The sequence below is a fragment of the uncultured Aquimarina sp. genome (assembly GCF_947496855.1).
GTDB lineage: Bacteria > Bacteroidota > Bacteroidia > Flavobacteriales > Flavobacteriaceae > Aquimarina.
Genome location: NZ_CANMED010000007.1, coordinates 353,997 through 373,704 on the forward strand (window position 1 = coordinate 353,997; position 19,708 = coordinate 373,704).

General features: G+C 32.5%; 10 protein-coding genes. 4 read left to right on the plus strand and 6 right to left on the minus strand.

Features of this window, described 5'->3' with window-relative positions:
* Positions 1 to 10 precede the first annotated feature (10 nt).
* Together Q0921_RS21000 and Q0921_RS21005 are read right to left on the minus strand one after the other, a co-directional pair.
* Positions 11 to 3,127, minus strand: a complete 3,117-nt coding sequence (locus tag Q0921_RS21000; RefSeq protein WP_299260407.1) for a SusC/RagA family TonB-linked outer membrane protein — start codon at positions 3,125 to 3,127, stop codon at positions 11 to 13.
* Positions 3,128 to 3,411: 284 nt separating this feature from the next.
* On the minus strand, positions 3,412 to 5,082 hold the full coding sequence (locus Q0921_RS21005) for an alpha-glucosidase (protein WP_299260409.1): 1,671 nt from the start codon (positions 5,080 to 5,082) through the stop codon (positions 3,412 to 3,414).
* 709 nt (positions 5,083 to 5,791) lie between these two features.
* Here Q0921_RS21005 and Q0921_RS21010 point away from each other — a divergent pair.
* Both Q0921_RS21010 and Q0921_RS21015 read left to right on the plus strand, forming a co-directional pair.
* Complete coding sequence (locus Q0921_RS21010) at positions 5,792 to 6,823, plus strand: LacI family DNA-binding transcriptional regulator (protein WP_299260411.1); 1,032 nt, start codon at positions 5,792 to 5,794, stop codon at positions 6,821 to 6,823.
* 175 nt (positions 6,824 to 6,998) lie between these two features.
* A complete protein-coding gene (locus tag Q0921_RS21015; RefSeq protein WP_299260413.1) occupies positions 6,999 to 9,050 on the plus strand; it encodes a glycoside hydrolase family 65 protein in 2,052 nt (683 codons plus the stop codon).
* A 1-nt stretch (position 9,051) separates the two neighbouring features.
* Here the strand turns inward: Q0921_RS21015 and Q0921_RS21020 are convergent, their stop codons facing one another.
* From Q0921_RS21020 to bglX, 4 genes are all read right to left on the minus strand, one after another.
* Positions 9,052 to 10,065, minus strand: coding sequence for a LacI family DNA-binding transcriptional regulator (locus Q0921_RS21020; RefSeq protein ID WP_299260415.1), 1,014 nt, complete (start codon positions 10,063 to 10,065; stop codon positions 9,052 to 9,054).
* 21 nt (positions 10,066 to 10,086) lie between these two features.
* Positions 10,087 to 12,873 (minus strand): two-component regulator propeller domain-containing protein, encoded by a 2,787-nt coding sequence (locus Q0921_RS21025; RefSeq protein ID WP_299260417.1) that lies wholly within the window; start codon positions 12,871 to 12,873, stop codon positions 10,087 to 10,089.
* 136 nt (positions 12,874 to 13,009) lie between these two features.
* Positions 13,010 to 15,283, minus strand: coding sequence for a glycoside hydrolase family 3 N-terminal domain-containing protein (locus Q0921_RS21030; protein WP_299260419.1), 2,274 nt, complete (start codon positions 15,281 to 15,283; stop codon positions 13,010 to 13,012).
* Between the two features lie 4 nt (positions 15,284 to 15,287).
* Positions 15,288 to 17,603 carry a beta-glucosidase BglX gene (bglX, locus tag Q0921_RS21035; RefSeq protein WP_299260421.1) on the minus strand — a complete coding sequence of 772 codons (2,316 nt, stop codon included), beginning with the start codon at positions 17,601 to 17,603 and terminating at the stop codon, positions 15,288 to 15,290.
* A gap of 655 nt (positions 17,604 to 18,258) precedes the next feature.
* On the opposite strand from bglX, the gene Q0921_RS21040 reads away from it, so the two are divergent.
* The gene (locus Q0921_RS21040; RefSeq protein ID WP_299260423.1) at positions 18,259 to 18,594 is read left to right on the plus strand and encodes an arsenosugar biosynthesis-associated peroxidase-like protein; all 336 of its coding nucleotides are present in this window, start codon (positions 18,259 to 18,261) and stop codon (positions 18,592 to 18,594) included.
* A 58-nt stretch (positions 18,595 to 18,652) separates the two neighbouring features.
* The gene (arsS, locus tag Q0921_RS21045; RefSeq protein WP_299260425.1) at positions 18,653 to 19,708 is read left to right on the plus strand and encodes an arsenosugar biosynthesis radical SAM (seleno)protein ArsS; all 1,056 of its coding nucleotides are present in this window, start codon (positions 18,653 to 18,655) and stop codon (positions 19,706 to 19,708) included.

Consider the following 19,708-nt stretch of genomic DNA (forward strand, 5'->3'; position numbering starts at 1 on the left):
AATCTATTTTTTAAAATGTTACATTAAAACCAAAATTATATACTCTAGGTCTTGGAAATGATGTGTAATCAATTCCTGCAGTAGGAATTCCATTTACAGATGCATCGACACTAACTTCCGGATCTAATCCACTATAATCTGTAATAACAAATAAATTCTGACCACTTACAAATAAACGAAGACTTTTAAAAAGTCCATCTCCTGATAATGGCCAATTATATCCGATACTAGCATTTTGTAAACGCAAGAAATCTCCTTTTTCTAAGAATTGAGTAGAAGGCTCTGGAGCATTAGATCTGTCTTCACCATTTGTGATAACATCCACAGTAACATTACGTCCAGCCCCTATGGAACCTGCAGTAAACAGTGCATTTTGTGTAGCATTATATATATAATGCCCAAGCTGACCAGCAAAAAAGACGGAAGCGTCAAAGTTTTTATAGCTAAAAGAAGTAGAAATACCAACATTATAATCTGGTAAAGCACTTTTTCCAACAAAACTTCTATTATCTACTCCATTTGGAAAAATTGATTGTCCATTAGCATCAAATCCACCAAACTCCCTTAAGAAAAAAGAAAATAATGGTTGATCAGAAGCTAAAAGTTGAACATCAGTACCTGTAAGTCCTTGTCCATTCAATCGCCCTGTGGGTATTTGTCCATTAAAATCCTGAACTTCATTCTTATTATAAGCAATATTAAAACCAAAATCCCAACTAAGATCTTCTTGTTCTATAATGGCATAATTAATAGAAAACTCAACTCCTTGGTTAATTACATTGGCATCTATGTTTCTAAAGCTAAATGCTTGAGGACTTGGCTGAGCTGTTTGAGCGTTTAAAAGTAAGTCTTCTGTATTTTTATGATATACATCAACAGTACCTGTTAATCGATCACCAAAAAACCCAAAATCAATCCCTATATTTGTTTGTGTTGTTTCTTCCCACCTTAGATCATCTTCCTGAAAAGAAACTCTATTTAATCCTGGAGGAGTAATATCACCACTTGGTGAAATTGCTGGATTTGCAATTGTTGGAGAAGAAAATCTTTCTCTAATTGTAAAGTTACCGAAACCTAGCCCGTCCTGGTTTCCTGTAATACCGTATCCTACTCTTAATTTTAGTGTAGAAAATGATTCTCCTATAAAATCTTCTTGATCCAATTTCCAGGCAAATGCGGCAGAAGGAAAATATCCATATTTATTATTTGGTCCAAAACGTGAAGATCCATCTGCACGAACAGTAGCTGTTAGGATATATTTATCTGCTATTGTATAAGTTCCTCTAACAAAGAATGATTGTAACTCATCTGTAAAATCAAAAGTATCTCCAAAAACTGATGTTGGAGCTACATTAGGAACATTATTTAATACCTCTGCAGAAACTACATCAGGAAATAATCTATTAACAAAAGATCCATTTGGTGCTACACCATACTGCTGAAAAGATCCTACTATAGAGTTTTCAATTATATCTGCAGCATCTTCTAATTGCTCACCTATTTCATCTAGATTAGAACTACTAAAACCAAATCCTTGCACATTTCTGCCACTTCTGGCAAAATCCTGATAAGAAAAACCTCCTAATAATTCCAAGTTAGAATTACCAATTTCTGTTGTGTAATTTAAAGTAGCCTCTAACAATCTATTTTGTACATCAACGTCACTAACAGTTGCTCTACCATTTCCTGATGTTGCTCCATTGGTTATATTCCTAACATTTCGTGATATTACTCCTATTGCAGTAGATTCAGAATCATCATATCCAACACTAACCTTAGCATTTAATCCTTTAATAATTTCATAATCAGCAGAAAAATTTAGTAAATATCTATTCGTACTAGTTTCGTTTTGTGTAGTAGCCAGCAAATTAAGAGGATTGATCAAAGTCCCCCCTGCATTAAATGCTGTGCTTGCAGGCCAGGTTGGGTTTGCACTATAAGCTGCTCCTAATAAATCTCCTTGAAAACCTGCATTATTACTAATTGGTGGAGCTTCATCATTTACTCTTGATAATGTACCTTGTAGATTTAATTTCAATTTATCATTAAAAAAACGATGAGTTGCATTAATTCTTCCTGTAATTCTTTCTAAAGAACTTTTCTTAATTATTCCAACCTGATTTCCATACCCAAAAGAAGCTCTTACATTTCCTCCAGTATAATTATGGGAATATGACAAACTATTTATTGTAGATTCAGCTTGTCTGGTTATCTCATCCTGCCAATCAGTACTAGCACCAAAATCCAAGTCAGAAGGAGTATTTCCGATATCTTCACTTACACGTAAAAATTCCTCCCTATTTAATAAATCAAAATTCTTTCTTGCCTTTGCAACACTTAAAGTTGAAGAAAACTCAAAAACTCCTTTAGGCGCTCCTCTACCTGCTTTAGTCGTAATAATAACTACTCCATTCGCACCTCTAGATCCGTATATTGCAGTAGCAGAAGCATCTTTAAGAATACTCATGCTTTCTATATCATTGGGGTTAATGAAATTTAATGGATTTCTAGCTGAACTCGTTCCAAAACCTAAATCACTACCAACTGCTGAAGTATCATCTCCTGCTAACGGCACACCATCTATTACAAATAATGGATTGTTATTAGATCGAACTGATGTTGTTCCTCTAATTCTAAGTGATACTCCTGCTCCTGGCTCTCCACTCGCTTGTGTAATCTGTACCCCTGCTGTTTTACCCTGAATTAATTGTTCTGGAGAAACAATAGCTCCTTGATTAAAATCTTTAGAACTAACCACTGCAACAGCTCCTGTTGCGTCTTTAATAGATTGTGTTCCATATCCAATTACTACTACTGTTTCCAATTGAGCAGCATCTTCTGTTAGGGTAACACTAATTACTGTTTTACCTTTAACTTCTATTGCTTTAGTTTGGAATCCGACATAACTAAAAATTAAAGTAGCATCTTCTGCTACATTGTTTAGCGAATAGTTTCCATCGAAATCAGAAATTGCCCCATTTGTTGTACCTCTTACTAGCACATTTACCCCAGGTATGGGACCGTTTGCATCAGAAGTCACCCCTGTAACTGTGATTTGTGCAAACATCATATTCCCCGAGATAAATACAAAAAGAAACATGAGTTTTTTGAGTATCATACTTTTCATAATTTAGAGTTTGATTAAATTTAAATATTTAGTTGTTAATTATTAATACTTTTACCGTTAAAAAATTATTTTTTTCTCAAAAAAAAAGTAACAGGGACGTCTCAGTCTTACTAGAACAATCGACATATTAGTAACTACAAATAAATATTTGAAAACAAAAGTTACAATTTTAAGATGCCCCTATGTTACCTTTTATAAAGGAGTTCCTATCAGAAAAACTCCTTCGCTAACAAACAAAAACTAATTTCACTTTCTACTTGATTCATCTTTGTTATAATTCAATTTTATTTTAAATTCAGTATCACCCCTTGATATGACTTCAAGACGATCTTATTATTTTCAATAATTAGGTTTTGATAGTTATTTGAAAGAATCTCAACTTCATTTATACCAATTTCAGCATCAAATGACTCCTCAGAACTATTGAAATTAAGCATTACCATAATTTGATCTTCACCAAATTTCTTTTTGTATATATAAAGCTTGGGGTTGTTAAATTCTATCTCTTCGAAATCACCGTGTACAAATACATCGTGTTTTTTCCTTATTTTTAATAGACTTCTATAAAAATTCAATATAGAATCGGAATCTTTATCCTGATTCTCTACATTAATATCTTTATAATTTGGATTAGCTTTTAGCCAGGGTTCCTCCCCAGAAAAACCCCCATTTATTTCATCACTCCATTGAACCGGAGTTCTTGCGTTATCTCGACCTTCCTTATTAATCATCTCCAGAGCGAGTTCCTCACTATACTTATGGGTTACTTTATTTTCTTTAAAAAAATTTAAAGACTGAATATCTCTCACCTCATCAATATTAAGCAAGGATATATTCGTCATTCCAATCTCATCACCTTGATATATGTTCAAGGTACCATTTTGGGTGGACAGCATAGTCATTAACATCTTAGCAGATTCTTTATGATATCTCTTATCATCTCCAAATCTAGATACCATTCTTGCAAAATCGTGGTTTCCCATAGCATTAGCAATCCAACCAGTTTCATGTATGGCATCTCGCCATTTTTTAAATATACGTTTCATCTGGACCAGATCGAATGGAGAAACTTCTTCAAATTTTCCATTCACTATTGTACACTCTAGAATATCAAAATGATATAACATATCTAATTCCTTTCGATCATGATTTACATAAAGCCCAGCAATCTCTTCATTAATTCCAACCCCTTCTGCCAAAGAGAAAGCATCATATTTACTGATAACTTCTTCATTCATTTCATTAAGATACCGATGAACATTAGGACCATTGGCATAGACATCTTCAATAATTTTCCTAAAACCTACTTCGGGTGCATCCGGATACCCATTAGGTTTGGATATCAAAGGAATAACATCCATCCTAAATCCATCAACTCCTTTATCTAACCAAAAACGCATTGCATCATATATTTCTTCTCTTACTTTAGGATTTTCCCAATTTAGATCAGGTTGTTTTTTAGTAAAAAGATGCAGATAATATTCTCCTGAAACTTCATCCAATTCCCAAGCGCTTCCTCCAAAAAAGGATTTCCAATTATTTGGAGGGCCTCCATCAATTAAAGGCCTCTCCCAATGAAAATAATCCCTATATGGATTATCTTTAGATTTTTTAGCTTCTTCAAACCATTTATGTTCATCAGAACAATGATTAGCAACCAGATCCAAAATCAGCCTCATCCCTCTTTTATGAGTTTCTTTTAATAATTCTTCAAAATCATTCATAGTGCCAAACTCTGGCATAATAGAACAATAATCGCTGATATCATACCCGTTATCATCATTTGGGGAACTAAAAATTGGACTCAACCATATAATATCAATATGTAAACTATGTATATAATCCAATTTTTCAATAATCCCTCTCAAATCTCCAATTCCATCGTCATTACTATCATTAAAACTCCTAGGGTATATTTGATAGATTGTTCCTTTTTTAAACCAAGTAAGCTCCACTTAATAAATTTTAATTTTTTAAATAATAATTATTTTTACTTATCAATGGATTTAGATACAATTAAATCGATTCTAATTAGGTTTTTCTCAAAAAACACTACATATAATCGAATCAATAAAAAAAAGGTTAAAATGCATTAATATTAATACATGTTGAGTTCTTTTTTTATCAAAACTACAATAATATTCATATAGAACTTCAAATATCTAAATCTTTACATTAACTATACAATATAGTATTAATAGCCGATTTTACAATACAATAATCTGATTATCAGATTATTAATTAGCACCGATGTAATGTAAAAAGAAGCTATAAATGAAGAACGTAAACGATTAAGTATAGATTTTATATAGACACATCATTGAAATTTTTCTATACAATCACAAAAAAATAACCCTTAAACTTCTTATCAAACCATTTTTCAATTTCTTAAAAAAACATAGGTACTAACGTTATTTATCATAAATTAGCGTAGGTCATTCAAATACTGAAATTTGAATATCTTATTTTGGGGAAGGTTTTATAAACTTATTATTTAGTAAATCATAATACTGTATTGCTCATGCTAATTAATGTTATCACAAATTACACAACAAATAGCATCCTAGAAAAGTAAATCTTCTACTAAAAAAAATACAAACGTTTGTATTATCGTTTTTTTACCAAAATAAGAGATTTATTGATAATTTTTTAATACTAATTTTGATGGGTTTTAAAAAAAGAAGAGTAAAACTTGAAGATATTGCAAGAAAGCTTAACATTTCTATTGCAACTGTATCTCGTGCTTTAGATGAAAACCCAAGAGTAAAACCAAGCACTCGGGAAAAAGTATTCAATACTGCAAAGACGATGGGATATATGCCTAATCAAATTGCTAAAAGCCTTAGTTCAGGGAAAACGAATATTATTGGAGTTCTGATACCTAGATATGATGAGCCTTTTTTTATTGAAGTATGCAGAGGGATTGATCAATATGCTAGAAATCATAATTATAAAATACTTATTAGTTCCTCCAGAAATTCATATGAATTTGAAAAAGAAAACTTAATTTCTTTTGAAAAAGGTTTAGTAGATGGTATTATATTATCTCCCACACATGAAACTGAAAATGTAGCTCACCTAAATGATTTGATTAGTAAAGGAATGCCAATAGTATTATTTGATAATATAAGAGAACAAGTTTCAGGAGCTGATCATGTAATGATAGATGACAAAAAAGCTTCTTTTGCAGCCGTAGAATTCCTAATAAAAAAAGGAAAGAAAAAAATTGCTTTCATCGGAGGGATAAAAGAAAAAAAGGTGTTCCAAGATCGATATAAAGGTTTTATTGCAGCATTAACCGAATACCACATTCCTGTTCACCAAGAACTAATTTTGCACTGTAATTCTCTTCATCGAGAATTTGAAGATAAAGAAATCCTTGATTTTTTCAAAAGTTTATCTACTCCTCCTGATGCAGTTTTTGCCTGTACTGATAATTACGGTTTATTAACTATGAAAACTCTACTAAAAACAGGTAAAAAAATACCTGAAGAAGTTTCCGTAATAGGCTTTGGAGATTTAGGCCTAGGGGAAATATTTGTCCCAACGTTAACCTGTATATCCCAACCAAGTTTTGAAATGGGTCAAAAAGCAGCGGAACTTCTTATCAATCAACTTAATGAGCCTGATGAAATGGACCATAAGAAAACAATAGTCCAATTAGAAACTCAACTAACTGAAAGAGAAAGTACTTAAGACGTTCTGCGCAAGAAAAGTATTGATTAATTATAAGAGATGTTTTGGTTTTTCAGAAAAAATCACAATACAAACGGTTGTATTATTATATCAACTTATTTTATTACAGTTTTCAAAATTTGTTTAGTAAATTGTTTTGTGTATTCATTCTTATACTTCACAAAATCATCTTCTTATGTCATTTAAGATTACCAAAAATTTTCGTTTCCTTATTTTATTAAACCTTTTTGTTATTACCTCTGCGCTTTCACAAGAAAGCGGATGGGTCTTATCTACTACTGAAAGTCAAAATTACACCGGTATTGTAACCGCTAATGGAAGAATTGGCATTCTTCCATCTTCTAATATTTTAGAAACTGATAAAATCATTCTAAACAATGTTTATGACAAAGAATCTCCTCTTGGTGTTAGCAGAATACTTTTGGGAATGAACTTTGGAAATCTTGATCTGTATATAAACAATACTAAGCTAAGAAATGAAAATATTAGTAACTGGAAGCAGACATTGAATATGAAAGAAGCCAGTTTTACAACAACATTCAACTATAATTCTATTGCAGAAATCTCATATACCGTATATGCGCTTCGAAATGTACCTTATTCAGGATATTTTGATTTCGAAATAAAGGCTTCTAAGGATATTGACCTTAAAGTAGTTGGAAAAATTCAAACTCCAAAAGAATACCTTACTCCATTGAGCACTTTTAGAATATTGAAAGATGCAGAAACGACAATGCCCATTCTTCAAACAGTTGCAAAAAGTAGATTAGGTAAACACACCGTTGGTACGTCTGCTACTTTTATATGGCATGATATTAATTCTGGAAAAGAAAATCAACGTCCCAAACTAACGCACCATAAAATTTCTGAGTATAACAATCATTTATCTTTTGAAAAAAAAGTAAAAAAAGGAGAACATTATAAATTTGCATGGACTGCTGCCCAATGTTCTACTCAGGATTTTTTTGATCCCCAAAACGAAAGTGAGCGTTTTGTTATTTTCAACTTACTAACTCCCCAAAATGACTTACTCAATCAACATAAAGGTTTATGGGAAAATCTTTGGAAAGGGGACATTATTATAGATGGGGATCTGCAATCCCAATTGGATGTAAGATTGGCACTATATCATCTTTATGCATTTTCAAGAGGCGATTCTAATCTTAGTATTGCGCCAATGGGCTTAAGCTCACAGGGTTATAACGGACATATTTTCTGGGATACTGAGCTATGGATGTATCCTCCATTATTAGTATTGAATCAGGATATTGCTCGTTCTCTGGTTAACTACAGATCAGATAGACTAGAAATAGCAAAAAGAAAAGCTGTTAATTTTGGGTATAAAGGAGCTATGTTTCCTTGGGAAAGTGATGATACAGGAGAAGAAGCGACTCCTCCTTGGGCTCTAACGGGAACTTTTGAACATCACATCACTGCAGATGTAGGTATCGCTTTCTGGAATTATTATAGAGTGACTAAGGATAAAAAATGGCTTCAGGAACGTGGTTATCCTTTATTAAAAGAAGTAGCAGATTACTGGATAAGTCGAACCACAAGAAACTCTGATGGATCTTATTCTATTAAAAACGTAGTAGGAGCCAATGAATTTGCTTCTAATATAGATGATAATGCTTTCACCAATGGATCCGCCATCACCTGTTTAAGATATGCTTCTCTTGCTGCTACTGAAATTGGGCTTACACCAGATAAAATTTGGAAAGAAGTATCTAATAAAATAATTATCCACAAGTTTGAGGATGGCACTACCAAAGAGCATAGTAAATACGATGGCGATCAAATAAAACAAGCAGACGTAAACCTATTAGCTTACCCTCTTGATATCGTTTCTGATCAAAAAACAATCCTTAAAGATTTATCCTACTACGAACCTAAACTAGCTGAAGAAGGTCCTGCTATGGCACAAAGTGTATTTGCAGTTATTTATGCCAGATTAGGAGATGCTGAAAATGCTTTCAGACTTTTCAAAAGAAGTTATGAGCCTAATAAAAGACCTCCTTTTGGAGCACTTGCTGAAGCCGCAACAAGTAATAATCCATATTTCGCAACAGGAGCTGGTGGTATGTTACAAACGGTCATTTTTGGATTTGCAGGATTGCACATTACCGATGACGGCATTATTCAAAAAAATCCAGTTTTACCATCAGGCTGGAAAAAATTAACTATTACTGGAGTCGGCCTTAAAATGAAAACCTTTGTAATTGAATAAATTAATTGGTGGAATCTCTAAGTATTAAAGAAGTTTTCACAATCTCAGTATTTGTTTGATAATTATTCTCTGATGTATTGGATATTCGGTCAAGCAACATTTTTGCTGCTTTGGTGCCCAACTCTTCTGCATGTTGAGAAACAATAGTTAATTTGGGGTATGAATGCTTGGACAATATTCCATCTGTAAAACCAATTACAGAAATCTCTTTTGGTATTTTGTATCCCAACTTATTTGACATATTTATTGCAACGGCTGCCGCAGTCTCATCCAAACCAAGTACTGCATCTATTTTGTTATTTTTAATAAAAAACTCTATCTCTTTTTCTTCAGTTTCAATATTTTTTATAGGCAGTTCTATTAAGGTTACTCCATCATTTGATGCAACCTCTTCTCGAGCTCCTTCTAACCTTAATTTACCTACACTAAGATCAAAAATAGTAGAAATCACTGCTATTTTTTTACATCCAGTTTTTATCAAATGCTGGATAGCCGTTTTTGACGCATGTTTATCGTCAACAATTACTTTATCACAATCTATTTCTTCGCTTACCCTATCAAACATTACCAAAGGCACATTGTCTCTTTTTAGGTCTTTAAAATGGTCTAGCTTATTAAGCATTTGTGTTTCTTTACTCAACGCAAGAATAAATCCATCTACACTACTATAATTAAGCATTTCTACATATTCTACTTCTTTTTTATAAGATTCGTTGGTTATACAGGTAACGATTTTATATCCGTTTTTAGAAGCTTCTTGCTCAATACCGTATAACACTTTTGCATAAAAATGATTTAAAATTTCTGGCAGTAAAACCCCTATGGTATTTGTTTTATTACTTTTTAAACTTACTGCTAATGCATTAGGCTTATAATTATAAAAATTAGCTAATTCATGAACTCTATTAATGGTTTTCTGACTTATTTCCGAATCATTCTTTAATGATTTAGAAACTGTAGAAATGGACAGGTTCAATTCTTTTGCAAGCTGTTTTAGGGTAACCTTTTTCCTCATGACCTTACTATTAGAAATTTCTTATTTTAGACTTATAAGAATATTAGTCAAATTATCTTTGGAGCCTAAATTAAGCTTTTTTCTTAATCTATGCCTGCTAACATCAACACTTTGTGAACTTATTCCTAATAGTGGAGCTATTTCTTTTGAAGAAAGATTCATTTTAAGGTATGCACATAACCTTAAATCCTTAGAAGTAAGGTTAGGGTAGTTTTTAGAAAGTTTTTCATAAAATTCTTGATGTGACTTATCAAAATTAATTTCAAACAACTTACTTTCTTTATCTGTAATATAATAATCAACCAATCTTACCAATTCGTTATAGCTATTAGTAGGTAGTTTCTGAGCAGAAGCATCTTGTACTTTGACAATTTTATCCTTTATTTTCTTAAGAATCTTATTTTTATTTAAATTAACATAAGCGATCTGAGTAAGCTCTCTACTTTTGGCCTTTATTTCATCATGTAATTTAGAATTATTAAGCTCAATAATTTTATGTTCCTGTTCTAATTTTTGAGCTCTATGCTCTTCCTCTTGTTTTTGAAGTTTTTCTGCTTTCTGTTCTAACAAAATTCGTTCTTGCTTCTTCATTTTATATCGATTAATTCCGATTACCGAAATAATCAACAATAACAATAGTAGCAGATACAAAACATACGCCCAATGTGTTCTATAAATAGGAGGTTTTATGCTGAAATCAAAAGTGCTTTCTCTAAAATCACCATTGTATTTAGCTCTTATTTTAAACGTATATTCACCTTCTTTTAGATTAAACAAAGTTTGCTCGGTTGCCATAGTTTTTTCACTCCATTCATTGTCATTTAAACGGGTTTGATATACTATTTCCTGACCATATATAGGTAGTGCATAATTAATCTTAAGGTCGTTATCCGAAAATGGTATTTCGGAATCAAAGACATATGATTTCCCACTATTCACCGAAACGAAATTTCTGATTAACACATCACTTTCAATATTTCTAGCTATCGTTTTTTTACCTTTAGAATACATGGCATAACCATTAAAAACAGGAATAATTTTATTCTCTCCACTCAATGAAAAAACATTAAGAACATCAGGTATCAACTGGTCCTTTAACTCAGGCAATGCTGTAAGACCATCTTGGTACTGTACAACGACTTTATCATTATCCACATACCAGGTTTCATCATCTCTTTTAAGTATTCTGGGAGCATATCCTTTAGTTAAACCAATTTCAGACTTTGTAAAAGTGTTTTTATCACTAGAGTATGTATACGAATGGAAATTTGATGTTATAACAATCTTATTTTCAACTTTTGAAAGCGATATTCTTTTTCCGTCAAAATCACTTACTGGATAAAACGCAAGGTTTTTTAATTCTTTACTATCGTAATCCAAACGATACTTGAACACACCATCAGTTCCAAGAGCCACCCAAAGATTGTTTTCTTCATCAACTTCCAAATATCTCCCTGATTTTTCAAAACCTTTTAATTTATACCCTTCCCATTCGTTATCTTTTCTTTGATATAAGGAAATTCCATTATAATTTCCGGAAACAATTACATTATCAAGTCCTGGAACTTCATACTTACGAAAATTCCAAGCACCCAAATCTTCTCCCATTCTTGTTAAAACTCTTCCATTTAAAGCATAAGCACCTTTATCGTGTCCAACATAAATTTCGTTTCCAACTCTTTCTATATTCCATACCTGTCCGTTAAGTAATAATTCTAAATCGTCATTAGAATTTCCTGAGACATTATCCGTAACATATAGTCCCTGATTCGTTCCTAAATAAGTTAGATTTTGTTCTTTAACAACAGCATAAGTTGATCCTAGGTCTCCATAATAATCATAATAATAAGTAAGAGGAGAGTTCAATTTTACGTAATCTACTCCATAGTCTAACGCTAGCCAAAGATTATCCTCGTCATCTTGATATATAGAAAGTATGGTGTTATTTTGTAACCCATTTCGCTTATTTATATTATTTGTTTCTCCTGTTTTAAGATCTATGATGTATAGGCCATTAGAGACCGTTCCAAGTGCTATTCTATTATCACTAAGTTTTAGAAAAGAAAAGATCTGAGCTTTCTCTATATTATCAGATACTGAAAAGTTAAGAGGAATCAAACTATCTCCAATAAGTTTATACAACCCTTTGGTATCTGTAATAACAATTAGATCTTCATCAACTTTCGTAACCCCAATAATATTCTCATTTAAACTAGAATCGCTAATTACTGGGATTAGGTTCGTTTCTTGTAATCTAAAAACTCCATACTTAAGATCGTTTACATATATTTGATCATCTACCTTGTAACTCCATTTGAAGCGATAAGGAGCTGGTATTTTAGTAATGATATTATCTTGATTAACATATAAATTCCTGAAGGTTTGAAAAATAATCTCATTATTAATAAAATGAGTCCTCCAATATTCTTCAATATCGGCTACCACATCTTTTTTACTATTCCTTAATGGCTGCAAATTATAGTTATCGTAACCATTTTTTATTAACATACCATGATGCCCATCCGCACCAAAATAAATTGTATCCTTATTCTTAACAAGTAAACTTCTATTGACCATTTCGGAATTAGTAGCTACAGAAGACCAATCAGTCCCATCAAATATCAAAACCTGATGCCCATTTGCTATATAAATCAGACCATTCTCATCCTGCTGAATATCCCAAGACTGAGCATTAAACCCCATATTTTTAGTATCATAGTGGGTAATTTTAGGAAGTGTCTTATTCTTTATAGATTGGGAATAAACCGAAAAGGATAAACAACAAAGTATAATAAAAAAACGATACATTCGATGAGTTTTTACATAAGTAAGCTTATCAAATATACCATTAAAATCTTAACACATTTTACAAACTACTTGCTTATAAAACATTAATAAGTCATCAATGCTAATTGACAAAAGACAGACACTAAGTCTAGCTAGTTTATTTAAGCTTAATTTTTTTCTTCAAATCTCCAATACTAATTTCGAAATCACCAGGTTCTGCTACTGTTTCTAAATTTTCATTAACAAAGGATAATTCATCTTTTGTGATCGTAAATGAAACCTTTTTAGATCCTCCTTTGTCCAATGTTATCTTATCATATCCTTTCAGTGCACGAACTTCTGGTGTAATACTAGCATACAGATCACTTACAAAAAGTAACACCGCTTCTTTTCCTTTTCTACTTCCAGTATTAGTAACAGTTACAGAAACCTCAATCGAACCATCTTGATTCATTTCAGTTGTGCTTATCGATAAATCACTATACTCAAAGCTAGTATAGGATAACCCATCACCAAATTCATATTGCTGGTCGTAGTCTGACTCATAATAATTTGGAACAGCAATATTATCAGAATGCTTATGATTATAATTCACAAAAGCATGTGGGTGTTTCGGGTAATTAATTGGTAATCTCCCTGATGGGTTTTCTATTCCAAATAGTAAGTCCGATAGAGCATCTGCTCCATAATTACCCGGCAAATACCCCATAAAAACAGCATCTACCAACGGTTCTATTTCGTTAAAAATAACAGGCCTTCCTTCCAATAAAACAAGTATTATTGTTTTTCCAGTTTTAGACAGTGCTTTTGCCAAATCGATCTGATCCTTTGGCAATAGAATTGAATTTGTGTTTCCAGGTGTTTCTGTGTATGAGTTTTCGCCTAAGCATAATACGATTACATCGCTTTGTTTTGCAGCTTTCACCGCTGCATTAATATTATTTTCACCTTCAAAAGAAACTCCTTGCACAAAAATTGAATTTCCTTTTTTAGCAAAAGCCTCCACAATTGTATTCTTATCAGCTGCATAGGTATCTGCTTCACTCCCTTGCCAATTGTAGGACCAACCACCATTAAGAGGTCTCATAGAGCTAGCCGTGGGGCCTGTGACTAATACTTTAACACCATCTGCAAGTGGTAAGATATTATCTTTGTTTTTTAATAATGTAAAAGATTCTACTGCTGCTTTTTTACTCACTGCTGCAAATTTATCCGATCCAAAATCAGGATAGTTCTTTGGATCTGTAACCGGGTTTTCAAATAACCCTAATTGCATTTTAACTTTTAAAATTCTAGAAACTGCACTATTGATTCTTTCTTCAGAAACACTTCCTTCTTTTACCAGTTCTACCAATAATTCTGTGAATTCAAAATCATGCGGAACCATACTCATATCTATTCCTGCATTAACAGACATTTTAATTGCATCTTTGATAGTTTCAGCTACTTTATGTCTTGTATGGAGGTAATTTATATCTGCCCAATCTGTAACTGCTATGCCACCAAAACCTAATTCGTCTCTTAATATATCTGTTAGCAAAAACTTACTGGCGTGCACAGGGACCCCATTAATCTCTCCAGAATTAATCATTAACGTTACAGACCCTGCATCTACGGCTTCTTTAAATGCTGGTAAAAAGTACTGTCTTAATTCTCTCTCCGGGATCCATGCAGGTGTACGATCTTTACCAGAAAGAGGAACACTATAGCCCAAATAGTGTTTCATACATGAAGCAACTGTATTCGGATCTCCCAATGTCCCCTGATATCCTTCTACCATGGCAACACCCATTGTTTTCCCTAAATACACATCTTCTCCAAATGTTTCCCATAATCTTGGCCATAATGGATTTCTTCCTAAACCTAAAACAGGAGAAAAATTCCAGGGAATTGAAGAAGCTCTGGTTTCATAGGCAGAAATTTTTGCTACTTCTTTTACCAAATCTTTATTAAAAGTTGCAGCTAATCCTATTTGTTGTGGAAATAAGGTAGCTCCAATTGTATAGTTTACTCCATGGATAGCATCAATTCCATAAATAATCGGAATCTGTCTTGGCGTTTTTGCTGCTTCATCTTGAAAGGTTTTAATAGTTTTATACCAATCCTGTCTAGACAAAGGTATTCCTGGAGTATTCAATATTGAGCCAACCTTATACGTATGAATAGCTTTATAAACCAATGCAGAGTCTAATTCGTAAGGTTGTGATGAGCTATATTGATTATCGCCTTTTGTGATAACATCAAGCGTAATCTGTGTCATCTGACCAACCTTTTCTTCTAGAGTCATTTTAGAAAGTACGGCTGCCACTTCTTTATCAAATTCTGTGCTTACAGTTGGTTTTTCTGACATTGGTTTTCCATCATCTTTATTTGATTCTGAATTACAACTTACAACAATTAGAACCAATAATATTATATATAATTTTTGCATCATTTTATTTTTTAAAAGAAAAATTGACTTCAAGATCCGTATCTGAAGTACCTCCTACAAAAGCCTTGAAATCTCCAGATTCAGCTTCCCATTTTTTATTGGCTGTATAAAACTGGATTGTCTCTTCGTTAATATTAAAAGTTATTGTCTTACTTTCTTTAGCCTCTAGTTCAACTAACTCAAATCCTTTTAGTTCTTTTACCGGACGTGTTAAGCTTCCAATTAAATCCTTAATATATAATTGCACGACTTCTTTTCCTTTTCTCTTACCTGTATTTGTAATAGTTACAGAAACAGATAGATTTCCTCCGGAAGCAAAAGACGGAGCATTTATTTTAAAATCTTTATACTTAAAATCAGTGTAACTTAGTCCATGTCCAAAAGGGAATAATGCGTCATTCTTTTCATCTGTATAATGCGACCAGAATACCATTCCATCAGCATTAACTGGTCTTCCTGTATTCTTTACATTATAATATAATGGCAATTGTCCAACACTTCTAGGAAAAGAAACCGGTAATTTTCCAGAAGGATTATAATCTCCAAACAAAACATCAGCAATTGCATTTCCTGATGCTGAACCCAAATGCCACGTTTCTAATATCGAAGGTGCCTTTTTCGCAATATCCGAAATTGCCATAGGACGACCATTCATAAGTACAACTACAATGTTTTTATTTACAGCATAAATCTCATTGAATAATTTTTGTTGAGGCTTTGTTAACTCTATACTTACCTGACTCCTAGCTTCTCCAGACTGAAAAGCTTCTTCTCCAATTGCTAAAACCACAACTTCAGCCTCTTTAGCCACCTTTACTGCTTCTTCAATGCCCTCAAAACTATCTCTGTTAACTTTTAAATCACGAACAAAACTTCTTTCACCCACTCCAAGGGCTACTCCTTTTGCATATGATATTTTAACACTTTTATCTACTGTTGTTTTAATTCCTTCTAAAAGTGAAACTGCGGAATTAGGTGTTGCCATACCTCTCCAACTACCAATTGGAGTATCTTTATCATCTGCTAATGGACCTATAACTGCAATGCTATTGATATCTTTTTTAAGAGGCAATATGTCATTCTCATTTTTTAGCAAAACGATAGATTTTCTAGCTACATCCCTAGAAATTTCTATATGATCCTCGGTGTATATATCTTTTTTCTCTCGTTCTTCATCACAATATTTGTATGGATCATCAAATAATCCCAACTTAAATTTAACTCTAAGTATTCGCTTAGCAGCGTCATCAATTAGTTTTTCATCTACTTTCCCCTCTTTCACCAACTCTTCTAAACCTGTTTCATAGGCTCTTCCTTCCATATCCATATCATTACCGGCATGTATCGCCAGTTCCGCTGCGTGTGTTTTATCTTTTGCATACCCATGAAATATCATCTCGGAAATAGATGCCCAATCAGAAACTATAAAGCCGTCCCAATCCCAAGTATTCTTAAGAATATCTCTCTGCAATCCTTTATGTCCAGTCGCAGGTATACCATCTATTTCATTAAATGAACTCATCATGGAGGCCACACCGGCATTTACTGCAGCTTTAAAAGGAGGTAATACTATATTATGCAACTCATATTCACCAATACTTACTGTGTTATAATCTCTTCCTCCTTCTGCAAAACCATATGCAGCAAAATGCTTAGCGCAAGCAGCTAACGTGTTATTTTTAGATAAATCATCTCCTTGAAAACCTTCAATTCTCGCAACAGCAATTTTTGAAGCTAAAAAAGGGTCCTCTCCAGCCCCTTCCATAACCCTACCCCAACGAGCGTCTCTAGAAATATCCATCATAGGTCCAAATGCCCAATTAATCCCAGAAGCCGTTGCTTCTTTTGCTGCTATGGATGATGACTTTGTAATTGCTTCTAAATCCCAACTTGCGCTTTCTCCTAGTGGAATAGGAAATATGGTTTTAAAACCGTGTATGACATCATATCCAAAAAGCAATGGGATTTTTAATCGTGAGTTTTCAATAACAGTTTTCTGCAATTCTTTAGTTCCTGCAACGGATGTAGCATTAAGCATGGCTCCAACTTCTCCATTTTTTAGTTTTTCGTATTTTTCTTTATTCCCAACATCAGAAGGTGGTCCCGTTACATCCCAACTCCCGTTATATAATACAAGCTGTCCTATTTTTTCTTTAACTGTCATCAAAGAAAGTAGTGAATCTACTTTTCTTTCAATAATATCTAAAGATTCCTGACTTCCTTTATCCTGAGAAAAACTAAATTTAGGAGCTAATAATAAAAAACTTATTACTACAATTACATTAATATTACTAAAATTATATTTCTTATAAATTTTCACTGATTTTATTTTTTGGTTATTTATGATAAATGATTAAACAAATCCATCTTTCCTATTTACTTTAAAAATATTAACTCAATTATTGTTTAAAGAGTAAATAAATATTTTAGATTTTTTACTATGAATATTGATAAAACTACGACATTACATCCTAATTCGCTATAATAAATTAATCTTAACATTGTATTTACATCTAGTCATAAAAGCTTAAAAAGAATTCTTGAATACTCAAAAAAAACACTGTAATTCAGCTGTTTATGCTTTTTATTTGTTAAAATATTAAAGTGTTTAATATTGAATAAAAAAAAACTAGTAAAGATTAATTAAATATATTACATCAAAGAATTTTATAATTACTACTAAATATCATCTATCAATTTTCAAATCAAAAAGAAGCCTTTTATCTTAACATTTATAATTAAAAAAAAGCAATATCAAAATTAAAACAACACTTCTACTAGTATAAGCTTCAAACGTTTTGACGTTTTTACAATCAATAATTTGTCATAAAAAGACTTAATTATTTAACATTAGCTTTTATTTTAACAGCATTATGCAGACTTTAGTCCTTATAAAATAAATATAAATTTATTGTAAGTTTTGGTTGTTACCATACGACCAACAATAAATGTCTGTAACTAAAAAATGACACAGCATGTCTAAAACATATTATGATCCCGCGGATCTTAGAAAATTTGGAAAAATAACAGAGTGGAGCGAAGAACTAGGAACTAAATTCTTTGATTACTATGGAAAAGTTTTTGAAGAAGGTGCACTTACTGCCCGTGAAAAGTCTTTAATTGCATTAGCAGTCTCTCATGTAGTTAAATGTCCTTATTGTATTGATGCTTATACCAAAGATGGCCTTCAGAAAGGAATTACGAAAGAAGAAATGATGGAAGCAGTGCATACTGGTGCTGCAATAGAAAGTGGAGCCACATTAGTACACGGTGTACAAATGATGAATAAATATGAAAAACTTTCTATGTAAAAAGATTCTTATTTACACGTATAATATAAAAAGAAAATATCATTGCTAAAAATAATGTATGGCTACTAAGTCACTGAAAAATAGAAATAACGAACTCGCTGATTCTCATAGACAATTAGAGATTCTTAATAACGGAATTTTCGCAAATGGCGAGCTACCAAAATTTGCTGATAAAATTGCTGAAACTGGTCATAATCCGTTGCGCCCTAATAAACTAGAAATACTTCAGATTAATGTAGGCTATATGTGTAATCAGGTTTGCGAACATTGTCATGTAGACGCAGGTCCTGACCGAAAAGAAATTATGACTAAAGAGACCATGAAACAGTGTCTGGAAGTCATTAAAAAAACTGAAGCTCATACATTAGATCTTACCGGTGGTGCTCCAGAAATGAACCCTAATTTTAGATGGTTTGTAGAAGAAGCTAGCAAAGCCGGAATCAAAGATTTTATTGTACGAAGTAATCTGACTATTATTAGAGCAAATAAAAAGTACTATGATTTACCAGATTTTTTCAAAAAACACAATGTACACGTAGTTTCCTCGATGCCACATTGGACTAGAGGTAAAACAGATAAACAGCGTGGAGATGGTGTCTTTGATAAATCTATTAAAGCGCTTCAGGAACTTAATGAACGTGGATATGGCATGCCTGATAGTGATCTAAGATTAGATTTAGTTTATAACCCTTCTGGTGCTTTTTTACCAAGTGATCAAGCGTCTATGGAAAAAGATTTCAAAAAAGCTTTATTAGAAGATTTTGGAATTCACTTTCATAATTTGTTTGCAATTACTAATTTACCAGTCAGTAGATTTTTAGATTATTTGATTGCGTCAGAAAATTATGAAGATTATATGTATGCATTGGTAGAGGCATATAATCCATCTGCTGTATCCAGTGTAATGTGCACTAATACTATTTCTATAAGCTGGGATGGGTGGTTATATGATTGTGATTTTAATCAAATGTTAGATCTTAAAGTCGCTAGTAAAGTAAAGCACATTAGTGAGTACAATGAAGAATTACTACAGAACAGAAATATTATTATTTCTCAACATTGTTATGGCTGCACAGCCGGTGCAGGAAGTAGTTGTCAAGGAACTGTAGCATAA